Origin of the sequence: Streptomyces sp. NPDC006259 (genome assembly GCF_042870975.1) — a bacterium.
Classification (GTDB): domain Bacteria; phylum Actinomycetota; class Actinomycetes; order Streptomycetales; family Streptomycetaceae; genus Streptomyces.
This window is the reverse complement of the sequence record NZ_JBIAHY010000005.1, coordinates 626,964-640,890: the sequence shown is the minus strand read 5'-3', so window position 1 is coordinate 640,890 and position 13,927 is coordinate 626,964. Positions and strand designations below refer to the sequence as shown.

Genomic DNA, 13,927 nt, shown 5'->3' with positions numbered 1-13,927 from the left:
AAACTCAAGACGACTGCGCACCCCAGCGCCTGACCAGAGGTGGACAAGGGGTCATGGCCGGACTCGTGGTCGGGTCGGCCCCCCGGACAAGGGGGCCTGCTTTGACCCTTGCAGCCCCGACTCGTCAGTACCGTGACGGCACCCGCACAGGAACTGGCTCGTCCTGCCCCTCCCAGACCAGCCGCATCACCGTAGGGGCCGGTCTCCCTATGGCCGCCGACATCATGAACTCGTGCACCTCGCCGGGGGAAGCGAGATGGCCTCTTCCCATCCGCGCACTACCGCTCTCGGTAGCTCAAGGCACCGGATGCCGTCGGCCGGTGCAGCTACAACGCACGCCATGGCTTCTGGTTCATCAACCGATCGTCCTGTTCCGCATCGGATCACCGCCGGGGTGCGGACGACGACTCGTCACGCGGATGCCAGCTCGGTGAGGGCACCCTCACGCTTCAGGCCGCCCGGGAGCGCGGACCCAGGCCATGGCTGTCAGCACTGCTTCCACGAACTGTGGCCGAGGTCCCGGATCCTCAGCCACCGGATCGCGTGTCACCTTCCCGGGCCGGACGTGCCGAGCGCGGCCGCGTCGGCAATCCGCTGCACGAGACGCAGTGTTGCAGGGTGAACCAGCACTCTGTTCCGAGCGTTCACAGGAGAGGAACGCAGATTCGAAGATCCCGGCACATGATTCCTCACCGGATTCTCCGCCCCGCCTTCCGAGGAAGCGTCTCCGATTCCGCAGTGTTCCGGCGCTCCCGCCGGTGTCGAACCATGAAAAGGAGTTCATTATGTTGGATCGTCGCGCTCTTCTGCGGTCCAGTGGCGTGGCGGCAGCCAGCGCGCTCGGCGTCGCCGCTCTCGCCTCGACCGCTGAGGCCTCTTCGACGGCGTCGCATGGTCATCACGCGCCTGGTCCCGACCCGACCGCCGGCGTGACGCGCACCTTGCTTCAGGAGAACCCTTCGCCTGCCAAGGGCTGGAAGACTGTGCAGACACTCGTTGAGATCCCCCGGCGTAGGGAATCGGGCCGCCACAGCCACCCGGGAGTGGAGGTCGGATACATCATCCGCGGTGACGTGTCGATGGAGTTCGACGACGGGACCACCCTGCGGCTTCGCACCGGTGACCCTTTCTTCATCCCCTCTGACACCATCCACAACGCCCGCAACATCGGGGCGGTGACAACGATGATGCTGTCCACCTATGTCGTCGACGAGACCAAGCCTCTGGTAACCACCCACACGCATTGACTGAACCGTTCATCCTGTTCTGCGGGCCTGATCCTGTAGTAAGCAGGGTGGTGTGACCGGACGGGACTCCTGGTCGTTGAGGTGGTGTTCTCTATGCACCCTGTTTCGTCCGAGGAGTCTCATTCGGCCCCATCTCGAGCCACGCTCGGCGTCCCATTGAAGAGCGCTTTATCCCGTCGGGGGTGTTTGGTAAGTCGTGCGGTGCCGGCGGCTTGGAACCATGCGCGGAGGCGTGTGAGGATCCGCTCGTGGAGTGTGATGTGTGTGGACGGGCGATGTGGCGATGGCCGGCGATGCCGAGTGCGCGGGGAGAGGAAATCTGGTCGTGTTCCTGGTGCCACGCAGTCACCCAGGTGGGTGGTGAGTGGTTCGAGTTTCACGGCCGCCGTACTTGCCCGTGGAGATGCGCTGGGAGAGGGCCGTCGCGGACGGCCTTCCCGCCGAGGTCTCCCACGCCTTCGGCATCTTCGACAGGACGCTCTGCGGAATTCAGGAAGCCGGCATGTCGCCGTCCGATTACTGGTGGCTGCCGGAACGGGAGAACACTTGTGGCGCCTGCCGGGAAGCGGCGGAGGCCATCGATGACCGCTGGCCGCAGGCGACGATGAGGGGCGAGGACGCGCGGGTCAGCGTGGCCCGGCAGCGATGACGGCAACTTCGCCAAGTGGGCGGACGAGCGGGTGTTCGCCCAGCTCAACGGCCTGCTCCGGCAGCTCCAACGGAAGAAGGAAGGCCGGGACGGCGAGCCGTCGGCCTGTGTCATCGACACCCAGAGCGTCACAACCTCCGGCCACCACTCTCTCGAAGGTGGGTGCGTCACCGGCCTACCGTGGGGTGAGCCTGAAGGCCAAAGGCCGTGCGCGACCGCCCACGGCCAGGTGGACCTTGGTGCTCAGGACTCCCGCGGGAACGTCCGAGTCCATGATCGGCCGACTCGAAGCGTCCTGCCGTCCCCCTTTTGAGTGCCCCGGCGGCGTGTTGGTGGGCCGGACGACGGTGGAGTCCACCGACTCGGTCCAATCGATGTCGTCGTCCGAGTCCGCCGGGGCCGAGACAGAGCCCGCGATCCGTTACCAGGTGCCGTCGACAGCCCATCCGACCAGGCGCCTGTGGGCGCTCTGGATCGAGCGAACGCGTCGGACGGTTTCTCGGCGAGTGCCAGTTGGTGCGTCGGCTCCACGCAACACCTGCCAGGATGCGGCGGCGATCGGCCACCGCCGTCCACGGACCGGACCGGCCGGCATCAGCGGTTCGATCCGGTCCCCCATCACATCAGTGATCACTAATCGTACAGAAACATCCGATCAACTGACCAACCCACCGAAGAGACGCTCTAGGCGGATGGAACGACGACCACGGCCGTTCCGTAAGCACAGACCTCGGTGCCGACATCCTGAGCCGTGGTGACGTCGAAGCGCATGGCAAGCACGGCGTTCGCGCCGCGGGCTCCGGCGGCCTCGATCAAACGCTCCATCGCCTCGTTCCGGGTCTGCACCAGCGTCTTGGTCAGGCCCTTCAGCTCACCGCCGATCACCGACTTCAGTCCGGCGCCGAGCTGCGAGCCCAGGTTACGGGATCGCACCGTGAGCCCGAACACCTCTCCGATGACCTCCTTCACCTCGTATCCGGGCACTTCGTTGGTGGTCACGACGAGAACGTTCGAGCCCTGCACCGGACCACCGGTGTAGTCGTCAATGGGCATGGAGCCGCCTTAGCAATGGAAGGAGATGAACTACCGACACCTGCCTCAACGACGCCGGTGCGGTGCCGGTTCACCTCCAGCCTGGTTCCGCCCGGGTCGGCATGTTGTGCGGGCTGCCGGAGGGTGCGGACAGCACTCCCGAACCCACTCGTACACCCCCGTAAGCCATGATTGGGTTCTGTCCGGCCGATCATGCGCCTTTCCGACCGGACACTCGTTGGTTGAGTCCTGGGTCGGGGGGTCTGGCGAATCACGAGTGGTCACTGCTGGAGCCGCATCTGCCTGCGCCGGGGGGCGGGCGACCGGTGGAACGACCACCGCACCGTGATCAACGGGATCCTGTTCCGAATCCGCACCGGTGTCCCATGGCGTGACCTTCCGGAACGCTACGGCTCCCGGAAAACCGCCTATGAGCAGCATCACCGCTGGTCGGCAGATGGCACCTGGGTCCGGATCCTGCAGTCGGTCCAGGACGACGCCGACCTCGCGGGCCGGATCGACTGGTCGATGGTCGGCGTCGACGCCGCAACGAAGTCGAGCGGACCATCAACCGGCTGGGGAACTACCGTGCCATCGCTACTCGTTACGACAGGCGGGCCTAGGTTTTCCACGGCACCGCCACCACCGCAGCGATCCGGCTCTGGCTCCGTCAGGGGTCCGCCGGACAGAACCCAGGCCTCGCTCGGAGGGAGCTGCGTCGATCCCGGCTCGCGTTATGGCGAAAGCGCACGCATTGAAGGGATCGCGCCAGCAGAAATCTTGGGCCCTCTCCGCCCGACGGCAGGTGAGTGGAGCTGGACTCACGGAGCGATCGCAGTCCGGGGAACGTCAACAGGCATCCACCTTCGTGCCAGGACTGACCGCTGAGTCTTCGGATACACGCAGCCATCAAGACGGTAACCAGCGCTCTCGCTCAAGCCCCGTCTCGCACATGGCGGATACACCAGCCGTCCCCGACCAGAGCACCGTCCACGTAGGCCAGACCACGGTCGCAATACGACAACGCCCCGACGAGCAGGCCGCAATCCCCGCCGATAACCCCTCCTGACTGGCAGCGTGCGGTGACCGAGAGTGCAGCCGTCCTTGCCGTGGATGTGACCGGCCATCAAGACGTCGACCGGAGAACGTGTTCCACGCTGCGTACCTCGCCGGCCGCCCGGCGTCGATCCGTGACGCTGCCCAGCCAGCCCAGCAGGAATCCGGCCGGCACCGTCACCAGGCCCGGGATCGTCACGTCCCAGATCCTGAAGTCGTGGTCGGGGAAGATCGACGCGGGTGTGCCGGACGTGTACGGCGACAGCACCAGCGCCGCGATGCTCAGCACCGTGGCTCCCCACAGGCACCACAGCGCACCGCGGGCGGTGAAGCCGGGCCAGTACAGGGCGTACAGCAGGACGGGTGCGAGGGCGGCGCCGCAGACGGCGAGCCAGAGCGTCGAGACGACCACCAGGTTCCAGTCGGCGACGACGACCGCCACGAGCGCGGCGACAGCGCCCGTCAGCGCCGCCGACCACCGCGACGCGGTTCCATCCGCCTTGTCCGCCGGGCGGCTCCCGGCGGTCTTGCCGTACGCGCCCAGCACGTCCCGTCCCAGGGCGATGCCGGCGGCGAGGGTCACATCCACGACGGCCGCGAGCGCGGTCAGGAAGAGGACGCAGGCCAGGGCCGCGACGAGGAAGCCGCCTCCGTCGAGCGCCCGCCCCAGCATCAGCGGCGCGAAGACCTGCGCCGACGGGCCGGCCTGGCGCAGCGCCTCACCGACGAGTGCCGCGGCGCCGACGCCGACGACGGTGAGCGCGCCGTACAGCAGGGTGAGTTCGGTGAGCATCCAGCGCCCGACGGTGCGGGCGCCGCGCGGGCTCTTCGTCGAGATCGCCCGCATGAGTACGGCGGGCATCGCCAGCGTGGCCATCGACATGCCGAAGGTCTGGCCGATCCGGTTCACGGCGCCCACCCAGCCGTCACCTGTGTAGCCGCCCGGACGCAGATACGCCTCGCCCATCCGCGAGCCGTGCGCGGCGGCGTCGAGCAGCCGCCCGGGGTCCCCGCCGAAGCGGTCGAGCACCAGCACGGCAGCGACCACCAGCACGGGCAGGGCGACCGCCGACTTCGCGATCATCACCACGCCGGTTCCCCGGATCCCGCCACTGACGGCGAGCGCCGTCATCACGCAGCCGATGACCACTATGCAGCCGGTCCGGGTACCGGGCTGCCCGATCAGCGCCGCGGCGACGTTGCCGACCACCACCAACTGCACGACCAGCAGAGGGAAGCAGACGAGCAGGGTCACCGCGCCCCACGAGACGCGCACGGCGGGCCCGCCGCTGCCGCGCGCGTCCAGCATGTCCGCGGCCGTCAACGAGGCGTGCCTGCGCAGCGGCTCGATGATCAGCACGAGGAGCAGCATGACCCCGATCAGACTGCCCAGCATCACGCCGAGGCCGTCGAAGCCGGACGTGGCGACCATGCCCACCAGTACGGTGACCGTCGCGACCGTGGTGGTGTCGCCGCCCATCGCGATGCCCTGCTGCCAGGAGCGCAGCCTGCGGTTCTCGGACCGTGTGAGAGCCCGGTCGTCCTCGTCGGCTCCGGTGACGATGCACAGCATCAGGCACATCACGACGAACACCGAGAACACCGCGAAGACGAGGGACCTGGACGAGGGATCGAGAAGCGTGGTCACGACCACCTCCGGGCACCCGGCTGCGGCTCGAGCCGGTCGACTCGTCGCCCGTACACCACGAGCGCGTGCACACCGACGCCGAACGGCACCGCGGCAAGGAGCACACCGAGGCTCACCGGCCCGGTGATCCGCGTACCGTACAAGGCCGGTACGAGGGAGGCGGGCAGCACATAGAGCAGCCAGGCCACGGCGATCCGGATGCCGAGCCGCAGCCCGACGGCCAGGCGCGCCGCCTCCTCGGCGTCGGGTCGCTCGTGCTCCGCGGGAGGTCGCCCGGCGGCTGCGAATGCGTCATGGTGCGGCTGCCCATGCCAGGGCTGCGGTCCGAGGGACATGTGGGCGGCTCCGCTCACGTCGATCCGACACCCCGGAAGGGGTGCGCGTACGGGTGTGGGGGTGGCGCGGAGTCAATCAGACACAGGCGCGTACCCGCACGCTCCGGACGCAGGTCTGTTCGTCCGCCCAATACGGAGCCGTGTGGACGGTGAGCGGGCACCGCTTGATCGGAAGCGGCAGCAGTGGCCGGGACGGTCCTGGTACTCGGCAGCCTCGCCGGCCCGACGCGGCTGCTACAGATCGAACTCGGGGTGCTCGAAAGGTGGTCGTCATGCTGATGACCTCGGTGGAGCACCGCTCCTACAGGGGATCAACATGGGCACCGAGCAGCATCAGTGTGTGCGGCCAGAGGTCGTCGAGCACTGCGGGGTCGTTCTTGAGCTTGGCGAAGAGAACCATGCCCTCCAACTGCGCGACGAGGGCCCGGGCGGTCGGCATCGAAGCCCGGCCTGCCGGGATCGCGCCCTCGGCTGCCGCGTCCGTGAGAACGGTGGCGACCAGTTGGATCTGTTCGTCGAAGATCTCCGTCAGACGGGCCTGGATGTCCGGCTCCTGGGTGCTCAGTTCCAGGGCGAGGTTGCCCAGGAGGCAACCGTCGACCGCGCCGGAGTCCTCCTTCATCCGACGCTGAACAGCAGCCATGGCGGCGAGCAACCGCCGCAGCCGGTCGAGGGCGGGCGCAGGGACGGACAGCTCCCCGACCCAGCAGCTTCGCTCGTCCTGCCAGTAGGCGTTGACGACCTCGACGGTGAGGGCCTGCTTGGACTCGAAGAAGTGGTAGAAGCTGCCCTTCTTCACCTCGGCGCGGGCGCAGATCTCGGCGACACCGAGGCTGTTGTAGCCGTGACGGCGCATGAGTTCGCCGGTGGCTGCAAGGAGCCGTTCGCGTGCCGTGCTGGTGCGTCCCATGCGGGCCACTATACGGGCGGTCAACTATTCGAGAGGTTCACGGGGTGGATTTTTAGTTGACCGGTCGTCTAGTGTTCGGGAGGTCGGTAGCCAACCGGCTCGCCGCACCCTAGGAGGCCTTTCCCCATGGCTGCACCCCCGATCACCGTCGCTATCGCCCATCACAGCGGCTACGGACACACCGCCCGCCAGGCCGCCGCCGTCGCCGAGGGCGCGGACTCCGTGCCCGGTGTCCGCGCCGATCTCCGGGACGTGTCGGTCCTCGACGAGAGCCTGTGGAGTGCCCTCGGCGCGGCCGAGGCGATCATCTTCGGTTCCCCCACTTACATGGGCTCGACCTCTGCGGTCTTCCAGCACTTCGCCGAGGCCAGCGCGCCGGTCTGGGCCGAGCGGGGCTGGCAGGACAAGCTCGCGGCCGGCTTCACCAACTCCGCCGGGGTCAACGGCAACAAGGACAACGCCCTCCTGTCGATGACCGTGTTCGCCGCCCAGCACGGCATGACCTGGGTGCCGCTGGGCCTGGCGCCCGGCTGGATCTACTCCTCCGGAGGCAGCCCTCAGGACCTGAACCGGCTGGGCGGCTTCGTCGGCGCCATGGCACAGTCGCCCTCCGACCTCGGTCCGGAGCAGGCACCCGGCACGGCCGACCTGCGCACGGCCCGGCATCTGGGAGAGCGCGTGGCACGGGCCGCGCTTCGTCATGCCCTGGGCCGCGAGGCCGTACTCGCCTCGGCGGTGACCGGATGAGGCCGGGACGCCTTGGCGAACTCCTCGGCATCGACCTGCCTGTCGTCCAAGGCCCGTTCGGCGGCGGACTCTCCTCCGTCGAGCTGGCCGTGGCGGTGTCGGAGGGCGGCGGGCTCGGCTCGTACGGAGCCCACATACTCCTCCCGGAGGAGATGGGGGATCTGGTAGCACGGCTCAAAGCGGGCACGGACCGGCCGTTCGCGGTGAACCTGTGGGTTCCGCTCGATGGTGAATCCAGACCCCGACCGTCCGAGAGGGACCTGGCCCCTCATGTGGCGCGGCTGCGGCCGTACTACGAGGAACTCGGCGTCCCCGCCCCCACCGCCGCCGACGTGGCCGCGTGGCCGGACTTCGACGCGCAGGTGGATGCCCTGCTCGCCGCCGCACCGCCGGTCATCAGCCTGGTGATGGGGCTGCCGCCCCGACGTCTGGTCGAGGAGGCCCGGCGGCTCGGCATCTCGCTGATCGGTACGGCGACGACCGTCGACGAGGCCATCGCCCTGGAGACCTCGGGCGTAGATGCGATCGTCGCGTCCGGCAGCGACGCGGGCGGCCACCGGGGAGCCTTCCTGCGTCCCGTGCGGGAGTCCCTGGTGGGAACGTTCTCGCTGGTCCCGCAGGTGGTGGATGCGGTCGCGATGCCTGTGGTCGCCGCGGGCGGAATCGCCGACGGCCGCGGTGTCACCGCAGCCCTTGCTCTCGGCGCGGACGCGGTCCAGATCGGCACCGGCTTCCTCGCTTGCCAGGAGTCGGGAGCGAGCGCGGTCCACAAGGAGACGCTCGGCACCCCTGGCGCCCGAACGACGGTCCTGACCCGTCTGTTCTCGGGCCGCACGGCCCGGGGCATCCCGAACAGCTTCGTCCGAGACATGGCAGACCATGAGGACCACGTACCGCCGTATCCCGTACAGAACGCCCTGATGCAGCCCATCCGTCGGGCTGCAGCGAGGCAGGGCCGGCCCGAATACGTGAACCTATGGGCCGGCCAGTCGGCAGCTCTGGCTCAGAAGTCACCGACGGCGGGCTCGTACCTCACCGACCTCGTCAACGAGGCGGACACGCTGCTGAAGAGCTGAGGGCCTCGCCGCCGGTCGGGCGGTGGACCTCGGGGAGGCGGTGCCATCCCTGAAGGAGCAGTTCCTGTGGCACTGTTCCCTTCCTCCATCGCCTGTCGCCTGTGGCCTGTCGCCTGTGGCCTGACGCCTGTCGCCTGTCGCCTGTCGCCCGTCGCCCATCGCCTGTCGCCCGTCGCAGCAAATGCCGGACCCACTGCGGCAGAGCCCCGTACCGTGACTCCCGCAACTTGCGGCGTGCATTTCCCGCCGCAGGGGCGAGGTGTATGCATTTACTGCGGCACCGCCGGGAGATTGGGTCCGACCTGCCGCCCATACTGATCTCCGACTTGATCGGCATCCAGCCGAGAGCAGCGGAACGCTTCGCAGCCTTGGTCGGCGAGAAATGGTCCGACTACCTTGGCCGGTCGCCATCCTGCCCGCGTCTGACAGGGTGCGGCGCATCCGCCTCCGAGCCACCAGACCCGACCGCGTTGCGGCCCGGTCAAAGTGAGCGTCGAGTACTCACCGGACCTGTCGCTGCCCAGCAGCACCGAGCCGTGCTGGGAGGTCTGGTGCAACAGGAACGAGTGGCGGCCGCGGTCGTAGTAGTCGTACTCCCACTGCCAATCCTCCTCAATCGGGATGAGCATCGTCCTTGTGCTTCAACACTCAGAGTTTCGTCGGATCGGTCTGATTTCTTCCCGCTGTTAGCCGAGCAAGTGGCTGATGCCGCCTTGGCCGTCCGTTCCGTTCCAAATCACGGCCCCCAACCAGAACGGGAACCAGAGCACCTGTTCCGGTAGGAAGCGGGTGGCGATGAACCAGACGAGGGGAAAGGCAGCGAACACCAGGCAGCAACCCCAGCCGCTCCCGTTGGAAGCGGATGACGGCCGTGTTGGATTCGTGGACATCTCGCGAAGGTAGGTGGCGCCAACAACTCGCGCATGAGTACCTGTACTTACGGCGTCGGCGGGTTTTGACTTCACCTCTCGACCGCTGCCGGTCGCTCGACAACACCACGGCGATCCCCGCACAGTGCGCGCCCCGCCGCGAGTACGCGAACCGCGTCAACACCCTTGGAGCCCCGGCCTGACCATGGACACCGGCTTGGCGTCCACCGCTGTACCCATGTTCCCCGAGGCCGGACTCCGCGTGATCGGCCAGTTCGCCGTGCAGCCGCCGCAGCGCGGTCTCACCGCAGCCGCTCTCGCCGCCGCCCCGCACCTCGGCGCCCAGGCGGGCGGCTCCGCAGTCGGCTCGGAGGCGTCGGCGGGATTCCGCACAGGATGCAGGCCGTCAGACCTGCATGTCACTGAGCAGTGACTGCTGTCGGGGACTTCGTGAAGTGTCGGACGAGGTAGTCGTTCAGGGTGTGGTGGAAGCTCGTCGCGAGTTGGGGACTGTGCGGCGAACAGGTCGAAGGCGTGGTGGGCGCCGGGGTAGAGGTGCAGCTCGACGGGGACGCCGTGGGCACGCAGGCGTGCGGCGTAGTCGAGGTTCTCGTCGCGGAAGACGTCGAGTTCACCGACGCCGATGAAGGTCGGGGGCAGGCCGACGAGGCCGGCGTCCCGGGAGGGGGCGCAGTAGGACGTGACGTCCTCGCCGTCGGCGCGGTCACCGAGGATCGCCTGCCATGCCAGGACATTGGTCGCGCGGTCCCAGATGCCGATGTCGGTGATCTCGTAGCTTGAGTCGGTCCTGTTGCGGACGTCGAGCATCGGGTACATCGGCAGCTGGAGGGCGCTGGCGGCGGCGATGCCTCCACCTCCGCTCTGGCCGGCCAGGCCGACCCGGGAGGGGTCGAGGCCGAGATCGGTGGCGTTGTCGCTGACCCACCGGTAGGCAGTGTAATCGTCTTCGGCGGCGCCGGGCGCGGGGGTTTCCGGGGCCAGCCGGTAGTCGACGCTGACGACGGCGCAGCCGAGCGCGGCAGACAGCGGCTTGAGCCAGGCCGCGTCCTGGGCGGCGTACCCGATCACCTGCCCACCGCCGTGGAACCACATGAGGACCGGCAGCGGTCCGGGCGCGTTCTGGGGCCGCAGCAGGAGGAGCGGGACGTCGGGGCCTTCGGCGCGAGGTGCACGGATCTCGCGGGCGGTGACGGTGGGCTCGCCGGTGAGAGGGGCGGCGATGGATTCGGCCATGGCGCGGACGCCGGCTCGAGTGCCCTCCAGGTCGCTGAGGTCGAACACTCCCGTATGCCCCATCGGCACGGTCTTCAGGGCCTCGGCGAGTTCGGGGTCCGTCCGCTCATGTGCGTTTCTCGTGCTCCTGTGGTTCTCTCCGCCGGTTGCGATGGGGGTTGCTGATGTGGTTGCGATGCGGGGGTTGCGATGTGGCGCGGGGCGCGCGGCAGCCGGTCTTCGTGGGCGTGAGGGGGTCCTGGGGACCGGTTCCGCCGCGGCCGGGATGCGGCGAGGTGGAACCGGTGGGGTGGTGCCGGCTCAGTGGGTGGCGGTCGCCGGGGCGTCGAAGTAGTGCCCCTGGGCGAGGTCGTCGATGAGACCGGGCTGGACGGGCTTCCAGCCGAGGAGGTCCTGGGTCAGCGTGCTCGAGGACGGGTTGTCGGCCTGGGCGTGGGCGGCAAGGAAGCCGAAGTGGGCTTCGGCCTGCGTCGGTGGGATGCTGACCACGGGCAGGTTCAGCCCGCGGCCGATGGCCTCGGCCATCTGCCGGAAGGGGATCGCCTCGTCGTCGACGGCGTGCAGCCGTGACCCCGCCGGCGCGGATTCCAGCGCCAGCCGGTACAGGCGCGCCGCGTCGAGCGTGTGCACGGCGGGCCAGCGGTTGGCCCCGTCGCCGACGTAGGCGGCGACGCCCTTCGACCGGGCGACGGAGATCAAGGTCGGGATGAAGCCGTTGTGGTCGAGCGTGCTGTGCACGGTCGGAGTGAGCCGGACGACGGACGAGCGGATGCCGCGCTCCGCGAGTGCGACGACCGCGTTCTCGGCGTCGATCCGCAGACCTGCGTCGAGCGTGTCGGCCTCGGTGAGGGTGTCTTCGACTTCGAGGCCCGCGAAGGCGACCGTTCCCGACGTGCCCACCAAAGGCCTGCCGGTGCCGGCCAGCGCGTCCCCTAGCGCCTCGATGACACGCAGATCCGCCGCGATCGCGCCCTCGAAGTCGCCGGCGAACATGGCGTCGTGCTTGAAGGCCAGGTGGATGACGCCGTCGGCCGAGGCGGCGGCCGCGGCGAGGCCGACGGCGTCATCCAGGTCGCCTCGGTACACCTGGGCACCGGCAGCCGTCAACGCGGCGGCGGACTTGTCCGAACGGGCCAGACCGACGACTTGGTGTCCCGCTTGGAGCAGTTCAGGGACGACGGCGGAGCCGACGTGTCCGGAGGCTCCGGTAACGAATACGCGCATGGTGCGCCTTTCTGCTAAAGGCTCCCCACCAGGGGCGGGCAGTGATGTCAGTGGATGACATCACCGTAACATCGACGTCAGCCACTGTCATCACTCTGATGTCAGGCTCTGTCATCGGCGGGTAGGATCGGAGCATGAGCCGCTGGAAACCCGACGCACGAGGCCGCCTGGAGAAGGCGGCGCTGGAGCTCTACAACCACAAGGGCTTCGACGCCACCACCGTCGCTGAGATCGCCACCCGCGCCGGGCTCACCGAACGGACCTTCTTCCGGCACTTCGCCGACAAACGAGAAGTCCTCTTCCCGGGCGACAGTCCCCTCGCCGCCCTCCTCGCGGACGCCACGGCCGCCGCCCCCGTCCCGCTCCCGCCGCTCGCGGTGCTCGCCCACGCCCTGGCCGAAGCCGCTCCTGTCTTCGAGGAACGCGCGAACCTGGTACGGCAACGCCAGGCGGTCATCGCCGCCAACCCCGAACTCCAGGAACGCGAACTGGCCAAACTCGCCGCACTCGCCTCCACGCTCGCCCACGCGCTGCGCGAACGCGGCCTGGAGGCCACCACCGCGGCACTCGCCGCCGAGATCGGGATCGCCACCTTCAAGGTCGCCTTCGACCGCTGGATCAACGCCCCCGAGCGACACACCCTCGCTCAGCACATCCGGGAAACCCTGGACGCCGCCGGGCGCCTCACCGCGCCCGACGAACATGCCGCCGCGCCCGACGACGTCGGCTCCACGTGCCAGGAGAGAGGGGCGTGAACGTGGCAGGCGACCTGAGCAAGGCGCCCGCGGGCTGTCTTCAATCGGCTGTGCATTTCGGGTGACTGCCTGTGCGGCCGCAGAGATTCGGGGATCCTGGGCGACCATGACCGGGGATTTGAGCGATACGGCTCCGGGCGCTGAGGTCAGGGCGCTTCTTCGGGTTCTGGACGGACAGCGGCGTCACGTTCTCGGCATCCCCGTCGAGTTCGACGGGCTCGACGGATTTGCGACAGCCCGTGCTGCCCTTCGGATGGCACTGCCTGGGGCTGATCCAGCACGTGGCGTCTGGAGGTTCTGGCTCAGTGTGCTCTCACCACACAACGAAGCAGAAGCGACCGGCCGGCCGACCGGACAGGGTGGCCGTCCTCGGTCGAGCCTTCGCAGCCAGAGGCGGACCGAACGCGCCGACGCGTGCACCCATGAGCGTCGCCGGCGCGGTCCGAAGCACGAGCTGCGGCTGCCCGGCGGCAGCATCCTCCTTCGGCTCGTAGCCGGTCTCTGACAACCGCGAACCTGCTCTGCGATCATTACAGTTGCATTCATGCACCGATCGCGTATGTACGCTCTCATCGTGGACGCTCCCGAGCGGGAGGCTTCGGCAGCGGCCCAGTTCTGGTCGGCGGCTCTCGGCGTGCCCGCCCGTGTCGACTCGGCAGAGCCCCAATTCACTTCGCTGGTCGGTGTTGTGGACGGGCTGGCTACCGTGGTCCAGTCGGTCGCTGATACGCCGCGCATGCACATCGACATCGAAACTGACGACGTCGATGCCGAAGTCGAACGCCTTCGAGGGCTCGGTGCCACCGAGGTGTCTCGTTGGCTTCAGTGCCATGTGCTGCGGGCACCGGGCGGGCACCTGCTATGTGTCATCCCCGTCCACAGCGATCCGGATCTCTTCGCGGCAACCGCCCGGACGTGGAAGTGACCTGCCCCTCGAGTTGATGGCGCTCCGGAAGCCGGCCTTCTGAAGGCGGCCGGGGCGCACGGCACCGGTCATGACACCGCCGGTCAGGTCGGGAAGCAGTCGCCGGTACTCGGCCGTCGACGAGCGCCTTGTGTGTCCGGTGGCCGCTCGGCCGCGAGCAGTCCGGTCGTAGTTCAGGGAGGCGAGTCCGGACCGTGACA

11 protein-coding genes and 4 pseudogenes are annotated in these 13,927 nt (G+C 68.6%); 8 read left to right on the top strand and 7 right to left on the bottom strand.

Annotated features, from left to right (window positions below):
- The first annotated feature begins 785 nt into the window (after positions 1–785).
- From ACFYO5_RS23570 to ACFYO5_RS23560, 3 genes and pseudogenes are all read left to right on the top strand, one after another.
- Positions 786–1,247: a cupin domain-containing protein gene (locus tag ACFYO5_RS23570; RefSeq protein ID WP_388711808.1), complete on the top strand. Its 462-nt coding sequence runs from the start codon at positions 786–788 to the stop codon at positions 1,245–1,247.
- A gap of 403 nt (positions 1,248–1,650) precedes the next feature.
- On the top strand, positions 1,651–1,896 hold the full coding sequence (locus tag ACFYO5_RS23565) for a hypothetical protein (protein ID WP_388711805.1): 246 nt from the start codon (positions 1,651–1,653) through the stop codon (positions 1,894–1,896).
- Between the two features lies 1 nt (position 1,897).
- Positions 1,898–2,035 (top strand): annotated as a pseudogene (locus tag ACFYO5_RS23560) (IS5/IS1182 family transposase); the annotation flags it as partial.
- 545 nt (positions 2,036–2,580) lie between these two features.
- Here ACFYO5_RS23560 and ACFYO5_RS23555 read toward each other — a convergent pair.
- Positions 2,581–2,949: a YbjQ family protein gene (locus ACFYO5_RS23555; RefSeq protein ID WP_388711802.1), complete on the bottom strand. Its 369-nt coding sequence runs from the start codon at positions 2,947–2,949 to the stop codon at positions 2,581–2,583.
- Positions 2,950–3,170: 221 nt separating this feature from the next.
- Here ACFYO5_RS23555 and ACFYO5_RS23550 point away from each other — a divergent pair.
- Positions 3,171–3,475, top strand: a pseudogene (locus ACFYO5_RS23550) (transposase); the annotation flags it as partial.
- 579 nt (positions 3,476–4,054) lie between these two features.
- On the opposite strand, the gene ACFYO5_RS23545 reads toward ACFYO5_RS23550, so the two are convergent.
- The 3 genes from ACFYO5_RS23545 to ACFYO5_RS23535 all read right to left on the bottom strand — a co-directional run bounded on the left by ACFYO5_RS23545 (position 4,055) and on the right by ACFYO5_RS23535 (position 6,877).
- Positions 4,055–5,632: a transporter gene (locus tag ACFYO5_RS23545; RefSeq protein WP_388711799.1), complete on the bottom strand. Its 1,578-nt coding sequence runs from the start codon at positions 5,630–5,632 to the stop codon at positions 4,055–4,057.
- Positions 5,629–5,967 (bottom strand): hypothetical protein, encoded by a 339-nt coding sequence (locus tag ACFYO5_RS23540; RefSeq protein WP_388711796.1) that lies wholly within the window; start codon positions 5,965–5,967, stop codon positions 5,629–5,631. The genes ACFYO5_RS23545 and ACFYO5_RS23540 overlap by 4 nt, the downstream gene beginning before the upstream one ends.
- A 301-nt stretch (positions 5,968–6,268) precedes the next feature.
- A complete protein-coding gene (locus ACFYO5_RS23535; protein WP_388711793.1) occupies positions 6,269–6,877 on the bottom strand; it encodes a TetR/AcrR family transcriptional regulator in 609 nt (202 codons plus the stop codon).
- Between the two features lie 126 nt (positions 6,878–7,003).
- On the opposite strand from ACFYO5_RS23535, the gene ACFYO5_RS23530 reads away from it, so the two are divergent.
- Both ACFYO5_RS23530 and ACFYO5_RS23525 read left to right on the top strand, forming a co-directional pair.
- Positions 7,004–7,624: a flavodoxin family protein gene (locus ACFYO5_RS23530; protein WP_356565352.1), complete on the top strand. Its 621-nt coding sequence runs from the start codon at positions 7,004–7,006 to the stop codon at positions 7,622–7,624.
- Entirely contained in the window at positions 7,621–8,700 is a 1,080-nt protein-coding gene (locus ACFYO5_RS23525; RefSeq protein ID WP_388711790.1) for an NAD(P)H-dependent flavin oxidoreductase, read from the top strand. The genes ACFYO5_RS23530 and ACFYO5_RS23525 overlap by 4 nt, the downstream gene beginning before the upstream one ends.
- Positions 8,701–9,822: 1,122 nt before the next feature.
- Here the strand turns inward: ACFYO5_RS23525 and ACFYO5_RS23520 are convergent.
- The 3 genes and pseudogenes from ACFYO5_RS23520 to ACFYO5_RS23510 all read right to left on the bottom strand — a co-directional run.
- Positions 9,823–9,921: pseudogene (locus ACFYO5_RS23520) on the bottom strand (oxidoreductase); the annotation flags it as partial.
- A gap of 188 nt (positions 9,922–10,109) precedes the next feature.
- Positions 10,110–10,823 (bottom strand): annotated as a pseudogene (locus ACFYO5_RS23515) (alpha/beta hydrolase); the annotation flags it as partial.
- Positions 10,824–11,123: 300 nt separating this feature from the next.
- Positions 11,124–12,047, bottom strand: coding sequence for an SDR family oxidoreductase (locus ACFYO5_RS23510; RefSeq protein ID WP_388711787.1), 924 nt, complete (start codon positions 12,045–12,047; stop codon positions 11,124–11,126).
- 134 nt (positions 12,048–12,181) lie between these two features.
- Between ACFYO5_RS23510 and ACFYO5_RS23505 the strand changes: the two genes are divergently transcribed.
- Together ACFYO5_RS23505 and ACFYO5_RS23500 are read left to right on the top strand one after the other, a co-directional pair.
- A complete protein-coding gene (locus tag ACFYO5_RS23505) occupies positions 12,182–12,802 on the top strand; it encodes a TetR family transcriptional regulator (RefSeq protein ID WP_388711784.1) in 621 nt (206 codons plus the stop codon).
- A 574-nt stretch (positions 12,803–13,376) separates the two neighbouring features.
- Positions 13,377–13,727 (top strand): VOC family protein, encoded by a 351-nt coding sequence (locus tag ACFYO5_RS23500; protein WP_388711782.1) that lies wholly within the window; start codon positions 13,377–13,379, stop codon positions 13,725–13,727.
- The last annotated feature ends 200 nt before the right edge of the window (positions 13,728–13,927 follow it).